The 17,361-nt window shown below is 72.6% G+C and carries 16 protein-coding genes; 6 read left to right on the forward strand and 10 right to left on the reverse strand.

What is annotated here, in order from left to right; all coding sequences use genetic code 11:
• A complete protein-coding gene (locus tag KZJ41_RS15020; protein ID WP_029543784.1) occupies positions 1 to 825 on the forward strand; it encodes a carbohydrate ABC transporter permease in 825 nt (274 codons plus the stop codon).
• A 47-nt stretch (positions 826 to 872) separates the two neighbouring features.
• Complete coding sequence (locus tag KZJ41_RS15025) at positions 873 to 2,522, forward strand: glycoside hydrolase family 13 protein (protein WP_006945752.1); 1,650 nt, start codon at positions 873 to 875, stop codon at positions 2,520 to 2,522.
• A 163-nt stretch (positions 2,523 to 2,685) separates the two neighbouring features.
• On the opposite strand, the gene KZJ41_RS15030 is transcribed toward KZJ41_RS15025, so the two are convergent.
• The 3 genes from KZJ41_RS15030 to KZJ41_RS15040 are packed head-to-tail and all read right to left on the reverse strand — an operon-like array spanning position 2,686 to position 6,359.
• On the reverse strand, positions 2,686 to 4,053 hold the full coding sequence (locus tag KZJ41_RS15030) for a metallopeptidase TldD-related protein (RefSeq protein WP_029543786.1): 1,368 nt from the start codon (positions 4,051 to 4,053) through the stop codon (positions 2,686 to 2,688).
• Entirely contained in the window at positions 4,050 to 5,561 is a 1,512-nt protein-coding gene (locus tag KZJ41_RS15035; RefSeq protein ID WP_006942490.1) for a TldD/PmbA family protein, read from the reverse strand. The genes KZJ41_RS15030 and KZJ41_RS15035 overlap by 4 nt, the downstream gene beginning before the upstream one ends.
• Positions 5,562 to 5,591: 30 nt before the next feature.
• Entirely contained in the window at positions 5,592 to 6,359 is a 768-nt protein-coding gene (locus KZJ41_RS15040; protein ID WP_006942491.1) for a TSUP family transporter, read from the reverse strand.
• Positions 6,360 to 6,470: 111 nt separating this feature from the next.
• Between KZJ41_RS15040 and KZJ41_RS15045 the strand changes: the two genes are divergently transcribed.
• From KZJ41_RS15045 to KZJ41_RS15060, 4 genes are read left to right on the forward strand one after another with little or no spacing between them, the layout of a single operon-like run.
• Positions 6,471 to 7,019, forward strand: coding sequence for an FxsA family protein (locus KZJ41_RS15045; RefSeq protein ID WP_006942494.1), 549 nt, complete (start codon positions 6,471 to 6,473; stop codon positions 7,017 to 7,019).
• Between the two features lie 19 nt (positions 7,020 to 7,038).
• A complete protein-coding gene (locus KZJ41_RS15050; RefSeq protein ID WP_006942496.1) occupies positions 7,039 to 8,649 on the forward strand; it encodes an amidohydrolase in 1,611 nt (536 codons plus the stop codon).
• A complete protein-coding gene (lnt, locus tag KZJ41_RS15055) occupies positions 8,646 to 10,223 on the forward strand; it encodes an apolipoprotein N-acyltransferase (protein WP_006942498.1) in 1,578 nt (525 codons plus the stop codon). Before KZJ41_RS15050 ends, lnt begins: the two co-directional genes overlap by 4 nt.
• A gap of 35 nt (positions 10,224 to 10,258) precedes the next feature.
• On the forward strand, positions 10,259 to 11,038 hold the full coding sequence (locus tag KZJ41_RS15060) for a polyprenol monophosphomannose synthase (protein ID WP_006942500.1): 780 nt from the start codon (positions 10,259 to 10,261) through the stop codon (positions 11,036 to 11,038).
• A 60-nt stretch (positions 11,039 to 11,098) separates the two neighbouring features.
• Here the strand turns inward: KZJ41_RS15060 and KZJ41_RS15065 are convergent, their stop codons facing one another.
• The 7 genes from KZJ41_RS15065 to KZJ41_RS15095 all read right to left on the reverse strand — a co-directional run bounded on the left by KZJ41_RS15065 (position 11,099) and on the right by KZJ41_RS15095 (position 17,238).
• A complete protein-coding gene (locus KZJ41_RS15065; protein WP_006942502.1) occupies positions 11,099 to 11,524 on the reverse strand; it encodes an Hsp20/alpha crystallin family protein in 426 nt (141 codons plus the stop codon).
• 174 nt (positions 11,525 to 11,698) lie between these two features.
• Positions 11,699 to 12,193 (reverse strand): hypothetical protein, encoded by a 495-nt coding sequence (locus KZJ41_RS15070; protein WP_168579671.1) that lies wholly within the window; start codon positions 12,191 to 12,193, stop codon positions 11,699 to 11,701.
• A 110-nt stretch (positions 12,194 to 12,303) separates the two neighbouring features.
• Positions 12,304 to 13,287, reverse strand: coding sequence for a diiron oxygenase (locus KZJ41_RS15075; protein WP_006931060.1), 984 nt, complete (start codon positions 13,285 to 13,287; stop codon positions 12,304 to 12,306).
• Entirely contained in the window at positions 13,274 to 14,125 is an 852-nt protein-coding gene (locus KZJ41_RS15080; RefSeq protein WP_373566481.1) for a prephenate dehydrogenase/arogenate dehydrogenase family protein, read from the reverse strand. Before KZJ41_RS15080 ends, KZJ41_RS15075 begins: the two co-directional genes overlap by 14 nt.
• A gap of 53 nt (positions 14,126 to 14,178) precedes the next feature.
• Complete coding sequence (gene pabB / locus KZJ41_RS15085) at positions 14,179 to 16,278, reverse strand: aminodeoxychorismate synthase component I (RefSeq protein WP_006931063.1); 2,100 nt, start codon at positions 16,276 to 16,278, stop codon at positions 14,179 to 14,181.
• Between the two features lie 8 nt (positions 16,279 to 16,286).
• Positions 16,287 to 16,652 (reverse strand): chorismate mutase, encoded by a 366-nt coding sequence (locus KZJ41_RS15090; RefSeq protein ID WP_006931064.1) that lies wholly within the window; start codon positions 16,650 to 16,652, stop codon positions 16,287 to 16,289.
• 247 nt (positions 16,653 to 16,899) lie between these two features.
• Entirely contained in the window at positions 16,900 to 17,238 is a 339-nt protein-coding gene (locus KZJ41_RS15095; RefSeq protein WP_006931066.1) for an RNA polymerase-binding protein RbpA, read from the reverse strand.
• Between the last annotated feature and the right edge of the window lie 123 nt (positions 17,239 to 17,361).

Raw genomic sequence — 17,361 nt, forward strand, 5'->3', positions numbered from 1 at the left:
ATGAAAACCTCCGCTCGCCAACGGATTCCCGGACTCGTCCTGCTGCTCGGCACCATGATCTTCTCGATCCTGCCGTTGCTCAGCATGCTGTCGGCGGCACTGCAACCGCAGGGCACCGTCCCGCTCGGGCTGTCGTGGCCGTCGAACCCGCACTGGCACAACTTCCTCGACGCCTGGCGCGTCGCGGAGGTGACACCGCTGATGGTCTCGAGCATCATCCTCGTCGCCGGCGTCGTCCCCGTCGCAGCGCTGTTCGCTGCGATGGCCGGTTACGGGCTCGGGCAGCTGCACGTGCCCGGAGGCACCGTCGTCTTCCTGCTCCTGCTGCTGGGGTTGACTCTCCCGAAGGAGGCGACGATCGTGCCGCTCTACTACCAGCTGCGCGAGATGAACCTGCTCAACACCCGCCTCGGACTCATCCTGGTTCTCATCGGCACGTTCACGCCCTTCGCCGTCTTCTGGATGCGAGCCCATTTCCTGTCCATGCCGAAAGAGCTCACCGAGGCTGCGGCCCTGGACGGGGCGGGCCCCTGGCAGGCCTTCCGTCACATCCAGATCCCGCTCGCGGTCCCGGCGCTGGCCTCGCTGTGTCTGCTGCTGTTCCTGTGGACCTGGAACACCTTCCTGCAGGCCATTGTCCTCATCGACGACCCCGGTAAGCGGACCATGGCGGGCGCACTGCAGAACTTCGTCGGCCAATACTCGACCGACGTCGTCCTTCTCAACGCCGGATCCCTGCTGATCATGGCCCCGACCATCGTGGTGTTCCTGCTGTTCCAGCGCCACTTCGTCAAGGCGATGATCGCCGGCGCCGTCAAGGGCTGACCGTGCCCGCCCACACCACCACGCCCACACCACCCGCAGGGGAAACCATGCCCACATCACGACAGTGGTGGCACGACGCTGTCATCTACCAGGTGTATCTGCGCAGCTTCGCCGACGGCACCGGCGACGGCATCGGCGACCTCGCAGGGCTCGCCGAGCGCCTGCCGTACCTCGTCGACCTCGGCGTCGACGCAATCTGGATCACCCCCTGGTATCCGTCACCGATGGCGGACGGCGGCTACGACGTCGCCGACTTCCGCGACATCGACCCGCTCTTCGGCACTCTCGACGACGCGGACACCCTGCTGGCCGCCGCCCACGCTGCCGGACTCCGCATCATCATCGACCTGCCCGCCAACCACACGTCCGACACCCACCCCTGGTTTCGGGAGGCGTTGCGCAGCGCCCCCGGTTCGCGGGAGCGCGCCAGGTACTTCTTCCGCGCCGGCCGCGGCGACACGGGCGAACTCCCGCCGAACGACTGGATCAGCGCATTCGGCGGACCGGCCTGGACCCGCACCACCCGAGAGGACGGACAAGCCGGCCAGTGGTATCTGCACTTGTTCGCACCCGAACAACCCGACCTCGACTGGACCAACCCCGAGGTCCGCACCGAATTTGCTGACGTTCTGCGCTTCTGGTTCGACCGCGGCGTCGACGGCATACGCATCGACGCCGTGTCGGCGATGGCCAAGGTTCCCGGACTGCCGGATGCCGGCCACGCACCGGGAGCCCGGTTCGAATCCAGCACGTGGGTCGACAATCCGCACTGGGATGTCGACGAACTTCACGACATCCTGCGCGAGTTTCGCACCATCGCCGACGAATACGGCCCCGACCGCATGTTCGTCGCCGAGGCGATCGTCCGCAGCCCCGAACGTCTGGCCCGCTACGTGCGTCCCGGCGAGTTGCACACCGCCTTCAACTTCGACTTCCCCAGAGCCGGCTGGGACCCGGCAGCACTGCGCGAGGCCATCGACCGCAGCCGCGAGGCGCTCCGCGAGGTCGGTGCGCCGACCACCTGGGTGCTCTCGAGCCACGACGAGACTCGCCACCTCACCCGATTCGGGCGCGCCGAAACCAGCACACTGCCGATGACCCTGACCGCCGCCACCGACTCCGATCTCACCCTCGGCACCCGCCGCGCCCGCGCGGCGGCCCTGCTCATGCTCGCCCTGCCCGGCGGTGCCTACCTCTACCAGGGCGAAGAACTCGGCCTCGAGGAAGTCACCGACCTCCCTGCGGAACTGCTGCAGGACCCGACCTGGGAACGGTCCGGGCACACCATCCGCGGCCGCGACGGATGCCGGGTCCCGCTGCCCTGGAGCGGTGACCACCCACCCTTCGGGTTCGCCGCCGACCACGTCCAGCCGTGGCTACCCCAACCCGACAACTGGAAGTCGAAGACCGTCGCCGCCGAATCCGACGACCCCGATTCGATGCTCACCCTCTACCGCACCGCACTACGACTCCGACGCACACTGCCCGCCCTGCGCGATGACTCTTTCGGCTGGCAGCCGTCGGCCACCGATGCCCTCGTCTTCGACCGCGGACCGACGTTTCGGTGCGTCGTGAACCTGTCCCGTCAACCGGTTGCGATCGACCCGGACGCAACCGTCCTGCTCGCCTCCGCCGCCCTGACCGATGCCCGTTCTCTGCCACCGGACACCGCAGTCTGGCTGCGCACCAACCGATAGGGCCGTGACACAGCCACTCCATCGAAGAACTTGTCGGATCCGGCGGTGACCACATCGAACGAGCCTTCTCGCCCAATCCGCCCGATTTTCGGGGGACACTACGTCGAGCCCGTAGGTCGGCAGCCCGGCCCGGTTCCACCGCCCCCTGCCCTGAGCGCCGGGCTCAGCGAGCGCGGCTGACCGACGACATGTGGAAGTCGGGGACCCGCAGCGGCGGCATCGCGGTGCGGGTGAACCAGTCCTTCCATTCCCGCGGCAGGGTCCGCTCCGTGCGGCCCGCCTCGGTGGTGCGCCGCAGCAGATCCAGCGGGCTCTCGTTGAACCGGAAGTTGTTCACCTCCGCCGTCACCGCACCGTCCTCGACCAGGTACACGCCGTCGCGGGTCAGACCGGTCAGCAGCAACGTCGCCGGGTCGACCTCCCGGATGTACCACAGCGTCGTCAGCAACAGTCCCCGCTCGGTGCGGGCCACCATCTCGTCCACGTCGGCCGCGCCGCCGCCGGTCAGCACCAGGTTCTCCCCGGGCGCCGCCACCGGCGCCCCGAACTCGGCGGCCGCGGCCCGCGGGTACGCCAGCGCGTGCACCGCGCCGTCGCGCACCCAGTCGACCCGCCCGGCGTCCATCCCGTTGTCGAACACCGACACCGAGTTCGACGAGGCGGTGGCCGCGACGAACGGCGCGTACTCCAGGCCGGGGGCGGCCGGATCGGAGAACAGGGTCAACGGCAGCGCGGTGAGCCGTTCGCCGACGCGGGTGCCGCCGGGCCGCGACAGCGCGGTGTGCCCCTCCTCGGCGCCGCGGCCCTCCATCGACCACATCAGGTAGATCATCAGGTCCGCCACCGCCGACGGCGGCAGCAGCGTCTCGTAGCGCCCGGCCGGGAGGTCGACCGTGCGGCACGCCCAGTCCAGCCGCCGCGACAGCTCCGCGAGCAGGGACGGTGTGTCGACGTCGGTGAAGTCGCGGGTGCCGGCCCCGGCCCACGCGCTGGCCCCGTTCAGCCCGCCCCGCTTGCCGTTGATCTCCACCGATCCTTCCGGCTCGGTGAACCGGCGCCGCACCCCGCTGGAGGTGCCCAGCCAGGTCGTCGACACCCGGTGGTGGGCGAAGCCGTAGAGCTGATCGGCGCCGTCGAATCCCGCGGCGAGATCGTCGACGAGCCGCCCGAACACCGAGATGTCCGTCCCGGCCGCGGCGTCGGCCCAGTCGCCGGGCACGCCGTCGCCGCCGACGAGCGGCATCGCGTCCTCGGCCGGGGACGCCGCCGCGGCCGCCGCCCCCGCCGCCCGCACGGTCGGGGCGATGTCGGCCGGGTCGACGCTGCTCGACGTCACCACCCCGACGCGGGGGGTGTCGCCGCGCTGCACCGCGATCACCGTCCAGCTGCGCGAGCGCGAGATCCCGTTGGTGGTCATCGAATTTCCGGCCCACCGCAGCGACGCCTCGCCGGTGTCGGTGACCAGCACGATGGTCTCGTCGGCGGTCGAGCAGCGCAGCGCCCGCTCGAGCAGTTCCTGCGCCTCGATCATCGCCCGCCCTCCGCGCGTGTGTTGAGCACGTTCACCGACCGCAGCAGCGCCGACGGGCAGCCGTGGCTGACCGGGGCGACCTGACCGGGCTGGGCCTTGCCGCAGTTCACGGCGCCGCCGAGCTGCCAGGTCGACGGCCCGCCGACCGCCTCGAGCGACCCCCAGAAGTCCGTCGTGGTGGCCTGGTACGCCACGTCGCGCACCTGCCCGGCGAGTTCGCCGCCGCGGATCCGGTAGAACCGCTGACCGGTGAACTGGAAGTTGTAGCGCTGCATGTCGATCGACCAGGACTTGTCACCGACGACGTAGATCCCGTCGTCGACCCGGGCGATGAGGTCGGCGGTGGTCGTGTCGGCCGACGGGTCCGGCTGCAGCGATACGTTCGCCATCCGCTGGAGCGGTACGTGATGCGCCGAGTCGGCGTACGAGCAGCCGTTCGAGCGTCCCAGGCCCAGCCGCGGCGCGAACACCCGGTCGAGCTGGTAGCCCACCAGGATCCCGTCCCGCACCAGGTCCCAGGACTGGGCGGCGACCCCGTCGTCGTCCCAGCCGACGCTGGCGAGCCCGTGCGCGACGGTGCGGTCCGCCGTCACGTGCATGACGTCGGTGCCGTAGCGCAGCGTGCCGAGCCCGTCCGGGGTGGCGAACGAGGTGCCCGCATAGGCCGCCTCGTACCCGATGGCCCGATCGTATTCCGTTGCGTGCCCGACCGATTCGTGGAGGGTCAGCCACAGGTTGGTGGGGTCGATCACCAGGTCCGTCGGCCCGGCCTGCACGCTGGGGGCCGCCGCCTTCTCCGCCAGCCAGCCGGGGATCCGCTCCAGCTCCTCGTTCCAGTGCCAGTGCGCGTCGCCGGCCAGATACTCCCAACCCCGCCCCACCGGCGGGGCGAGGGTGCGCATCGTCTCGAACTCGCCGGTGCGCCGGTCGACGGCGGTGGCCTCGAGCTGCGGTGCCACCCGCACCCGCTGCTGGGTGATCGTCGAGCCGGCCAGGTCCGCGTAGAACGTCTGCTCCTTGACCTGCAGACAGCTCGCCGTCACGTGATCGACCCCGTCGGTGTCGAGCAGCCGCCGCGAGAAGTCCGTCAGCCGCGCCACCTTCTGCGCGGTGGGCACCGTGAACGGATCGACCTCGTACGGTGACACCCACACCGCGTCCGGGTAGACCGGTTCGTCGGCGAGCTCGACCCGTTCCCGGTTCAGCGCCCGCAACGCCCGGGCCACCTCGATCGCCTGCCCCGCGGTCGCCGCCGCGACGGCGGGACTCAGCTCGGCGTGCGAGGCGAACCCCCACGTGCCGTCGACCACCACCCGCACGGCCAGCCCCGTGTCGACACTGTCGACGGCCGCCTGCACGGCGCCGTCCCGCAGGCTCAACGACTGGCTGTGCACGCGATGCACCCGCAGGTCCGCGTGGGAGGCGCCCGCAGCGCGGGCGACGGACAGCGCGGCGTCCGCGAGCGCCCGCAGCGGCAGGGCGAGGAAGTCGGCGTCGACGGTGCTCACCCGCAACACCGTAGCGGCCCGTGCGCCGGCTCAACCGAACTGCTGCCATCCCAGCCGCACCACCATCACCAGCACCACGGTCAGCAGCACCACCCGCACGAACCCCGAGCCGCGCCGCAGCGCCGTCCGCGACCCGGCCACCGCGCCCGCGATGTTGCACACCGCCAGCGCCAGCCCCAGGGACCACCACACGTGCCCGGTCGCCGCGAAGTACACCAACGCCCCGAGGTTCGACCCGAGATTGATCACCTTCGCCATCGCCGCCGAGCGCACGAACTCGGTGCCGAGCAGCGTCGCGAACGCGATGATCAGGAACGTGCCGGTGCCGGGGCCGAGCAGCCCGTCGTAGAAACCGATCACCGCGGCCGCCAGCAGCACCACCAGCACCGTGCGCCGCAGCGTCGGGCGTTCGTGCGCCAGCGTCGTGCCGACCTGCGGTCGCAGCGTCACGAACACCGCGACCGCCACCAGCACCACCATCACGATCGGAATGAACAGGTCCCTGTTGATCCGCGAGACCGTCGCCGCACCCGCCGCGGCCGCGACTGCGGCCAGCGCCGCCGCCGGAGCCAGGACCGGCCACTGCAGCCGGATCCGACGGGCGAACGTCACCACCGCCGCGCCGGTGCCGCAGATGGCGGTGAGCTTGTTCGTCGCCAGCGCGGCCGCCGGCGTCAGTTGCGGGGCGACGACGAACAGTGCCGGCAACAGGATCAGCCCACCCCCACCGACGACGGCGTCGACCCACCCCGCGGCGGTCGCCGCCACCATCAGAACCGCCCAGTCGCCCGCACCCACGCGGCCATTCGATCACAGTGGTCGGGAGCAAAACCGCCGCGCCGTTCGTTGACCGGGTGTGACCGTCGCATCCGCATTCGTGCCGCCCCCGGCGCCTGGGAGGATCACCCCATGATCGCGCTGCTGTTCCTGGCCTACGTCGTCGTCGAGATCGGGGTGCTGGCCTGGCTCGGCTCCACCCTGGGCATCGGCGCGACGATCCTGCTGTTCCTCGGGGTGAGCGTCCTCGGCTACCTCGTCCTCGGCGCGCAGGGCCGGCGTGCCCTGCAGAACCTGGGCCGCGTCCGCAGCACCGCCGCCGACCGTGCCGGATTCGCCGGCGCCGCCGACCGTGCCCTCACGGACGGCGCCCTGATCGGTGTCGGTGCCGCCCTCGTCCTCGTGCCCGGCCCGGTCACCAGCGCCGCCGGAATTCTGCTGCTGCTGCCCCCGACCCGGGCCCTGCTGCGGCCCGCCGTCCGGGCCGTCGCCGCCCGCAAGGTGGCCGCGGCCGCCGCCCGCGGCGGCGGATTCCGCGGCGAACGGCTCGTGGTCGTCGACGGCGAGGTCGTCGAGCACACCGTCGTCGGCACCCCGCGCCTCGGCGCCGCGACACCCGGCGCGGGCACCGTGCTCGAGGGGGAGATCGTCGACCCCCCGCAGCGCCCGCACCTGCCCTGACGGGGCACACTGGGTAGCCGTGAGTTCCCCAGCCCCCCGCACCCAGCTTCTCGTCGGCGGCCGCATCTACAGCGCCAGCGCCCCCGACGCCACCTCGATGGCCGTCACCGACGGGCAGGTCGTGTGGGTGGGGGAGGACCGGCCCGGCCGCGCCCTGCACCCGGACGCCGAGACCATCGACCTTGACGGCGCGTTCGTCGCACCCGCGTTCGTCGACACCCACGTCCACGTCACCGCGCACGGCCTGGCCCTGACCGGCCTCGACCTGTCCGGCACCCCCTCCCGCGAGGACGCGCTGCACCGGCTGCGCGACCACGCCGCCCGGCACGCCGACGCCGTCGTCTGGGGCCACGGATGGGACGAGACCCGCTGGCCCGACCCCACCGCACCGACGACCGACGACCTCGACGCCGCCGCCCCGGGCCGCGCCGTCTACCTCACCCGCGTCGACGCCCACTCCGCGGCCGCCTCCACCGCGCTGCGCGCCGCCACCGACCTCGTCGGACTCGACGGCTACCACCCGCAGCGTCCGCTCACCGCGGCCGCGCACCACACCGTCCGCGCCGCCGCCCGCGCCCTGCTCACCCCCGCCCAGCGGGCCCGCGCCCGCGCCGCCGCCCTCGACGACTACGCGGCACACGGCATCGTCGCCGTCCACGAGTGCGGCGGCCCGGACATCGCCGGCCGCGACGACTTCGCCGAACTGCTCGCCACCGACCACGCCGTGCAGGTCCGCGGCTACTGGGGCGAGGCCGTCACCACCGCCGACCAGGCCCGCGCGCTCCTCGCCGCCACCGGCGGCCACGCCCTCGGCGGCGACCTGTTCGTCGACGGCGCCCTCGGGTCGCACACCGCGTGGCTCGCCGCGCCCTACACCGACCGCCCCGACTGCTGCGGCACCGCCTACCTCACCGTCGAGCAGATGGCCGCGCACCTGCGGGCCTGCACCGAAGCCGGCATCCAGGCCGGCTTCCACGTCATCGGCGACGCCGCCGTCGACGCCGCGGTGCAGGCGTTCGCGGCCGTCGTCGCCGAGCTCGGCGGCCCGGCCGTCGCGGCCCGCGGGCACCGGCTCGAACACCTCGAGATGGTCACCGCCGAGCAGACCGCCCGGCTCGGCGGCTGGGGCGTGATCGCCAGCATGCAACCGGCCTTCGACGCGCTGTGGGGCGGGCCGGACGGGCTGTACGCCACCCGCCTCGGCGCCGACCGCGCCGCCGGGCTCAACCCGTTCGCACCGCTCGCCGCGACCGGCATGTCGCTCGCCTTCGGCTCCGATGCACCGGTCACCGCGGCCCGGCCGTGGCCGATGCTGCGCGCCGCCGTGCACCACCGCACCCCGGGCAGCGGAATCTCCCCCCGCGCCGCGTTCGCCGCCGCGACCCGCGGGGCGTGGCGCGCCGGCGGGGTGCGCGACGGAGTCGCCGGCACCCTCGACCCCGGCGCGCCCGCGTCGTACGCGATCTGGGAGGCGGACGAGCTCGTGGTCAGCGCCCCGAAGGACAGCGTGCAGCGCTGGTCGACCGACCCGCGGTCGCGGGTGGCGCCGCTGCCGGACCTCGAGCCGGGCACGCCCGACCCGGTGCTGCTGCGCAGCGTGCACCGCGGCCGCGTCGTGTACGCACGGTGATCGGGCCGCGCGCCGCCGCCCGGCCGGTGGTGGCCCGCAGCGTCGCCGCCGTCGCGGCGGGGCTGCTGTTGTTCACGAGTTTCCCGCCGCGTCCGCTGTGGTTCCTCGCGCCGCTGGGCATCGCGCTGCTCACCACGATCCTGGCGGCGCCGACGCGGCGCCGCCGTGCCGGCTTCGGCTACGGCTACCTCGCCGGCCTGGGGTTCTTCGTGCCGCTGCTGCCGTGGGTCGGCGAGTACGTCGGCCCGCTGCCGTGGCTGGCGCTCGCGGCCGCCGAATCCGTGTTCGTCGGCCTGTTCGGGGTGATCGCGGTGCAGGTGCGTGCCCTGCCCGGTGCCCCGGTGTGGATCGCGGCCGGCTGGAGCCTGACCGAATACCTGAGGGCGAGCGTGCCCTTCGGTGGCTTCCCGTGGGGCCGGCTCGCGTTCGGGCAGCCGGACGGGCCGCTGGTCGGTCTCGCCGCGGTCGGCGGGGCGCCGCTGGTGTCGTTCGCCGTGGCGCTGACCGGCACCGGCCTGTGGGCGTGCGGCCGCGCCGGCCTGCGCTACGCCCGCGGGCACCGGGAGCGGTCACCGCTGCTGCGGGCCGCCGCGGTGACCGTCGCCGCGCCGCTGCTCGCGCTGGCGACCTGGCCGGCGCTGCCCGCCCCCGAGTCGGGCGAACGCATCGTCACCGTCGCCGCGATCCAGGGCAGCGTGCCGCGGCTGGGACTGGACTTCAACGCCCAGCGCAAGGCCGTGCTGAACAACCACGTGGCCCGCACCCTGGAGCTGGCCGACCGGGTCCGGGCCGGCACCGCGCCGCGCCCGGACGTGGTGATCTGGCCGGAGAACGCCTCCGACATCGACCCGCTGCGCAACCGCGACGCGGCCGCCGACATCGGCGCCGCGGCGGCCGCGGTCGGCGCCCCGATCCTGGTGGGCGCCGTGCTGGTCAACGGGGACGGCACCACCACCAACTCGGTGATCGTGTGGGACGCGGCCGGCGGGCCGGGGGAGCGGCACGACAAACGCATCATCCAGCCGTTCGGCGAGTACCTGCCGTACCGCTCGTTCTTCCGGTTGTTCTCCGACTACGCCGATCGGGCCGGGCACTTCGTACCCGGCGACGGCGACGGCACCGTCCACGCCGCCGGCATCCCGATCGGCGTGGCCACCTGCTACGAGGTGGCGTTCGACCGGGCGCTGCGGGACTCGGTGCGCGCCGGCGCGCAGCTGCTGGCCGTGCCCACCAACAACGCCACCTTCGGCGACACGGAGATGACCTACCAGCAGCTGGCGATGTCCCGGGTGCGGGCCGTCGAGCACGGCCGTGCCGTGGTGGTGGCCGCCACGAGCGGGGTCAGCGCGATGGTCGCGGCGGACGGTACGGTCACCGAGCGCAGCGCCCTGTTCGTGCCCGAGGTGCTGGTGGCGCAGGTGCCGCTGCGCACGACGGCTACGCTGGCTACTCGGCTCGGACCGATTCCGGAGCTCGTGCTCTGCGTCGGTGCCGTCGCCGCCGTCGGCGTGGCGCTGGTGCGCTCGCGCGGGCGGGGCACCACCGTGCCGGCCGCAGCCGGCACCGCGAGATGACCGGTCCACGGCCGGTTCGACAGGAAGGACCTTCGATGGCAGCGGCGACGCCGGCCGGGAACGACAGTGCGCCGAGCGCCCGGACCCTGGTGATCATTCCGACGTACAACGAACGCGACAACATCGGCCTGATCGTCGGCCGGTTGCACGCCGCGCTGCCGCACACGCACGTGCTGATCGTCGACGACGGCAGCCCGGACGGCACCGGGGACGTGGCCGATCGTCTCGCCACCGCGAGCGAGGGCCGCATCCACGTGATGCACCGCACGGAGAAGAACGGTCTCGGCGCCGCGTACATCGCCGGGTTCCGTTGGGGACTCGAGCGCGGCTACACCGTGCTGGTGGAGATGGACGCCGACGGCAGCCACGCCCCCGAGCAACTGCACCTGCTGCTCGAGCGGATCGACGCGGGCGCCGACCTGGTGCTGGGCTCGCGGTACGTGCCCGGCGGCACGGTCGTGAACTGGCCGTGGCACCGGGAGGTGCTCTCCCGCGGCGGCAACATCTACTCGCGGCTCGCGCTGGGGGTGAGGATCCACGACATCACCGGCGGCTACCGCGCCTACCGCCGCGAGGTGCTCGAGAAGCTCGATCTCGCCGCGGTCGCCTCGCACGGCTACTGTTTCCAGGTCGACCTCGCCTGGCGGGCCGTGCAGGCCGGGTTCACCGTCGCCGAGGTGCCGATCACCTTCACCGAGCGGATCATCGGCGAGTCGAAGATGAGCGGCAGCATCGTGCAGGAGGCCCTGATCAAGGTCACCGTGTGGGGTGTGCGCAACCGGTGGACGAAGCTGCGCGGTCTGCTGCGCCGCTGAGCAGCGGCCGGGGGGAGGGGTGGACGCCGACGGGCGTGCACCCCTCCCGGGTGCCGGGGCTCATTCGACGTTCTTGACCTCGATCTTCTTCCCGGCCTCCTGCTGCTCGGCGAGACCGATCGACACGGTCAGGATGCCCTTGGTGTAGGACGCCTCGACGTCGTCGTCCTTCGCACCCGGGGGCAGGGTCACCGAACGGCGGAACGAGCCGTAGTGGAACTCCGAGCGTCCACCCTCGGACTTCTCCTCGGTGCGTTCGGCCGTGATCTCGAGCTGCCCGGCGTTGATCGAGACGTTGATGTCCTTCTCGGGGTCGAGCCCGGGCAGTTCGGCCCGCAGGACGTACCGGCCGTTCTCGACGCGGTCCTCGACGCGGATGAGGTTGCCGCCGAGGGCGGGACGCAGGCCGGTGAAGGGGAAGGCGTCGAAGAACTCGGACAGGTCCGGGAACACCGAACGGGGACGGCGCGCTGGCACAGTGGACATGTCTGCTCCTCTCTGGGAGTCGGATCGATGGGGAGGTCGTTCCGACTCCATTCGACTCCTCTCGACGAGGTCCCGACAGGGCCGGAAGTCCCGGACCCGGCGGCGCCGAACGTTCGAAGAAGAGGTACTAGGGCAATCGATCGTTCGGCACCGAACAGGACCGCCGAACGTTCGTCAGGCCGGGTCCGCGGTGCGACGATCGCGTTCGCGCCGCAGCTCGGCGACCTGCACCTGCAGCTCGGCGATGTGCGCGCGCGCCTCGCGCAGCTGGGTTGCCCGCTCGTCGGCCAGTTCGGCGCGCACCATCGCCAGATCCGCCTCGAGTTCGGCGACGCGCTGCCAGGCCTCGGCCGCGGCCCGCAGCGCCTCGTCGCGTTCGGTGCGCAGCCGTGCCGCCTCGAAGTCCACCGCCCCCGTCCCCGCCGCCCGGGGGGCTGCCGGCACGGCGCCGATCCGGGCCGCCGCGGCCTCCGGTGGCCCCGGATCCGGTACCGCCGGGGGCGGCGCCGGATCCGGGGAGGGGGCGGCACCGGCGGGGGCGGAGGTCCGGCGTTGACGCTCGCGCCAGGCGCGCGCACGTTCGGCGCTGTTGGCGTACTGCTTGCGGCGGCCGCCCGTCGCCGGGGTCTCCCCGATCGGTGTGCCGCCCGACGAGGCTGCATCGCTCACGACCGCAGGTTACCAGGGCGAACACCTCCGAACGTTCGAAACAAACGTTCGGAGGTCACGAATGGGTCATCTTTGCGAACGTTCGAATCGTTCGTTCGGTTTCGGTCGTTCTACCAGGTGACGGACAGATCGTCGGCGACACCCAGGTCGGCGCACAACCGGCGGATCGCGCTGCAGTCCTGCACCACCCGCCGCGGATGCGGCGCCGCCGCGGTGTCCGCGAGCATCTCCCGCCCGCCCGGAACGCGCTCCGCCTCCACGATCGCCGCCCAGGTTCCCAGATCGCTGCCGGTGAAGGCCTCGATGCCCGCCGCCAGGGCCTCGACCAGCTGCGCCCGGTCGCCGGGCCCGAGATCGGTGAACACCATCTTCAGCAGCTCGGCCGCGAGGGAGGCGTGGCTGAGCTCGTCGCGCCGGTGCAGGGCCACCGTCGTGCGGTTGACCGGCTGCAGATCCTCGTCCTCGGTCATCAACCCGAGAAACGCGCTGATGGAGGTCTCGGCGACGGTGGTGAACGCCAGCCGGATCAGGGCCTGCGCCCGCGGATCCGGCGCCGCGTCGACTGCGGCGCGGTGCTCGCGCACGGTCCGGCACGGCGGCAGCGCCGACTCGGGCATCCGCCAGCCGCGACGCCGGCGGATCACCGCGCTCGCGTTGAGATGCATCAGGGTGTGGTACTGCTCGTCGACCATCGCCTGCAGCACCCCCGCGGTGACGGTGTCCGACGGTCCGACCTCGAAGAAGTCCGTCGTGATCAGCGCGAAGCCGGGGTTGACCACGTACTGCTCGATGTCCATGACGTTCTTGTTGTACGCGATCCACCCCCAGCCCCGCAGCCGGGCCCGGCGCTCCTCGTCCAGGGCACGGTACGCGGGGTGGGTGTGGAACGGCACGAGTTCGTCCGGGAAGTCCAGCCGGGTCGGATCGAACAGCTCGTCGAGATCGGGTTCGCGCTTCTTGACCGTGGCGCGCCGCCCCCATGACCGCGCCAGGCCCCGCACGACGGCGCTCTCGACGACGTCGTGCGGATCGTGGTCGGGCAGCGCGGGCGCGAGCAGCGGGCCCCGCGCCCCGGACAGATCAGGCTCGGCCATGGCGGCTCTCCGTTTCCTCCTGCGTCAGCTCCGCGAACAGTCCCGCACACAGCTCCCGATACCGGTCGGCGTCCGCGCCCAGCGGCGTTCCGGCCCGGGCCAGCAGGTCCGCGAACCCGGCCACCGAACCGGCGCCGACCACTGCGTCGAGTTCGTCGAGGGAGGCGCGCAGCGCCGCCCGGGCGGCGGCCGCGTGCGGATTGCCGGCCTGCACGTCGAGATACACCTCGGGCGCGCCGGCGGTGATCCGCGCGAGCAGCGCCCGCAGCAGCACGTGCGGCGGCGGTGCCGTCGCCCCCGCCACCGACGGGGACACGTCGAGCCGGCCCAGCGCCAGCCCGAACGCCAGAACGGCCGCGTGGGTGGCGGCCTGGGTGGCCGCCGCGACCCGGTCGTGCTCGTCCGCCGTCAGCCGCACCACCTGCGCACCCCACCGGCCCAGCGCCCCGACCAGCGACTCGACCGCCGGGCCGGGCCGGTGCTCGACCACCGCCACCGGCCGGCCGGCCATGCCCAGCGCCGGCGCGAACATCGGGTTCAGCCCCACGCACTGCGCGGACCACCCCGGCTCGCGCACGGCCCGCGCCCACGCCGACTTCACCGACAGCGTCTCGACGAGCACCGCGGCCGGCGACAGCAGCGCACCGAGCGGGGCGGCGGCGGCGAGTGCGGTGGTCTCGGGCAGGGCCAGCACCACTGCCGGAGCGACCCGGACCGCGTCCCGCATCGCCGCCGTGGGGGCGGTGACATCGCCGCGCAGCGCGGCCGGGTCGTCGCCGGCGGCCGGGTCGATCACCACCACGGCGGTGCCGTCGCGACGGAACGCCTCGACCAGCATCCGGCCGACCGCGCCGGCACCGCCGGCGACGACCACGGGACCGGCCGCGGCGTTCACGCGCGGGGGCCGTCCTCGGGCGACTCGTTCACCGACAGGGTGCGGCGCATCGCCACCGCCTTGACCATCGTCTCCTCGAGCTCGTCCGCCGGATCCGACAACGCGACGATGGCGCCGCCGATTCCGAACCCCACCTCGTGCTCGGTGGCGACCATGGTGCGGATGACGATCGACAGATCCGCCGCCCCCGTCGGGGACAGATATCCCAGCGCCCCCGAATACACGCCGCGGGGGCCGTCCTCGAGCTTGTCGATGATCTCCATGGTGCGCAGCTTCGGAGCCCCGGTCATCGACCCGCCCGGGAACGCGGCCCGCACGCAGTCCACCGCGGTCGCATCCGGGCGCAACGTGCCCCGTACCGTGGAGACCAGTTGGTGCACGGCCGCGTACGTCTCGACGTCGAACAGCTTCGGCACGTGCACCGAGCCGGGTACGCACACCCGCGAGAGGTCGTTGCGCACCAGGTCGACGATCATCAGGTTCTCCGACCGGTCCTTCTCGCTGTCGAGCAGGCTCTGCCGCAACGCCCGGTCCGCGTCCTCGGTGGTGCCGCGCGGCCGGGTGCCCTTGATCGGCTTCGACTCGACCACCCGGTCCGGGCCGATCCGCAGGAACCTCTCCGGCGAGGCGCTGAGCACCGACACCTCCGGGAACCGCAGCAGGGCGCTGTACGGGGTCGGGCTGAGTTCCCGCAGCGTCTCGTAGGTACGCAGCGGATCCACGCTGCGCTCCACGGTCGCCGCATTGGTCAGGCACACCTCGTACGTCTCGCCGCTGCGGATCTCGGCGATCGACTGGGCGATCAGCTCGAGGTACCGCTGCGGCTCGTGCCGCAACCGCACCTGCGGATCCTGCTCCGCCCGCACCAGCGGCGCCGTGGCCGGCGCCGTGGCGGACTCCGGCAGGGACTCGAGCACCGCGGCGGTCTCGTCGAACCACGCGGTCGTGGCCGGCTCACCGGTCCGCTCGCTCAACGCCAGCAGATAGCAGCAGCGCGCCTCGTGGTCGAGCACGACCGCGCGGTCGGCGAACACCATCGCCGCGTCCGCGATGGGGGACGTGTGCACCAGCTGGCCGCCGGTGTCGGCCTTGAGCTCGTACCCCAGGTAGCCCACGTACCCGAGAGCGAACGCGAACGGCAGGTCGTCCCGCCGGGCGACCGTGCGCTCGGCGAGGCGACGGTCGACGTGGTCGAAGAAGGTGGTGTGGAACTCGGCGACCGGTTCCCCGGCCCGCTGTTCGCGCACCAGGGTCTCGGCGACGCTGTAGGTGACGAACTCGGCGCGTGGTCCCGATCCGTCCCCGAGGATGGAGAACCGCGAGTTCGGCTCGGTGGCGGCACTGCCGTCCAGCCAGAAGCTGTGCGGGCCCTCGGCGAACAACGCTTCGAACACCCGCTGCGGGTCCGGGTTGTGTGCGATCCGGCGGCTCTCGAGCACCAGCGCCGGGGGCGGGGCCGTCGGCGCTGGCGGTAGGGCCGGCTCCGGCGGGTGGGGCCGGGCCGGGGTCGCGTCGCGGAAGTTCGCCAGCAGTTCGCGGCCGTACTCGGTGCAGATCGATTCGGGGTGGAACTGCACCCCCCACAGCGGACGGGTCCGGTGGGCGACCCCCATGAGCAGCCCGTCCTCGGTCCAGGCGACGGCCTCGAGCTCGTCGGGCACCCGGTCGACGACCAGCGAGTGGTATCTCACCGCCGCGAACGGCGAGGGAATGCCGGCGAACAACCCGGTGCCGGTGTGCCGGATCCGCGAGAGCCGTCCGTGCACCGGATGCGGGGCGCGCACCACGTCGCTGCCGAACAGGTTGCACAGGCCCTGGTGGCCCAGGCACACCCCGAGCACCGGCAGACCGGAGTCGAGCAGGGCGTGGGAGCTGATCCCGAAGTCGCGGGCCCGGTCGGGCCGCCCCGGCCCGGGGGAGACGACGACGTTGTCGAACCGGTCGAGGTCCAGGCACTCCCACGGGGTGTCGTTGCTGACGACCGTGGGCGCAACACCGTTGACCTCCGCAAGCAGGCTGTAGAGGTTGTAGGTGAACGAGTCGTAGTTGTCGATCAGCAGGGTGCGGATCGAACCGGCGGGCGGCGGCGCGGCCATGACCGGCCTCAGGTCCGGGTCTCGCGCAGCTCGGCCGACGCCGAGCCGGTGCCGTCGATGATGAGGTCCTCGACCCGGCACGCCTCCGCGATGAGCAGCGCGTACAACGAGTGCAGGAACTCGGGCGACATGGCGTTGCGGTGCGCGTAGGTCTCCGCGCGGTCGTGCACGACCTGCATCCGCCCCGGCTGCAGCATCGGGATGGCGTGCCGCTGTTTCAGGTGCGCGATGCGGGCGCAGATCCGCAGCCGGTCCCGGACGTCGTCGAGGAGCCGGGCATCGACGCGGTCGAGTTCGGTGCGCAGCCCGTCGAGCAGGCGGTCCGGCGTGGATTCGGCGGTGCCGCCGGCCCTGCGGTCGTTGCTGTTGTCCATTGCTTCTCGCCCCCTGTACCACGTCCCGAAACCCCAGTGGGTCATTCCGTTTCGCGTCGTCCGAGGTCGCCGGTCCGAGAATCCGGCCGGTGTTCGATCATGATGACACGCGCGCGAAGGCGCTGTCGGCGTTTGATCTTTTTGTGCCGTGCGCGCAACACGGCCGACCCCTGGGGGCCCGTGATACGCGATGCCGCCCCCGGGACGGATCCCGGGGGCGGCATCGTGAGGTGCCGGTGGGGGCGGGTCAGGCGCCCCGCCGCTTGGTCTTGAGCAGTTCGAGGCGCTCCTTGAGCAGTTCGTCGAGCTCGTCGATGGAGCGGCGCTCGAGCAGCATGTCCCAGTGGGTGCGCGGCGGCTTGACCTTCTTAGTCTCCGGTGCCGCGCCCTCGACCAGGGAGCCTTCCAGGCCGTTCTTGCAGATCCAGGTGCCGGGGATCTCCGCGTCGTCGGCGAACGGAACGTCGAACTCCTCGCCGTTGTCACAGCGGTAGCGGGCGATCCGCCGCGGCGCCAGATCGTGGTCACGGTCGGTCTCGTAGCTCACCGCCCCGAGCCGGCTGCCTCGCAGTACACGATCTGCCATGGTGGTGTCCTCTCTTGTGTGCTCCGCCCGGTGCGCTCGCCTCCGAGGGAAGCGAGCGTCCACAGTGCGGTCGACATCGGCGGATGCCGACCACTCTTGTCAACGCCCGCGCGGTCGAATCGG

Origin of the sequence: Rhodococcus sp. 11-3 (genome assembly GCF_023704055.1) — a bacterium.
In the GTDB taxonomy this organism is placed as follows: Bacteria; Actinomycetota; Actinomycetes; order Mycobacteriales; family Mycobacteriaceae; genus Rhodococcus; species Rhodococcus aetherivorans.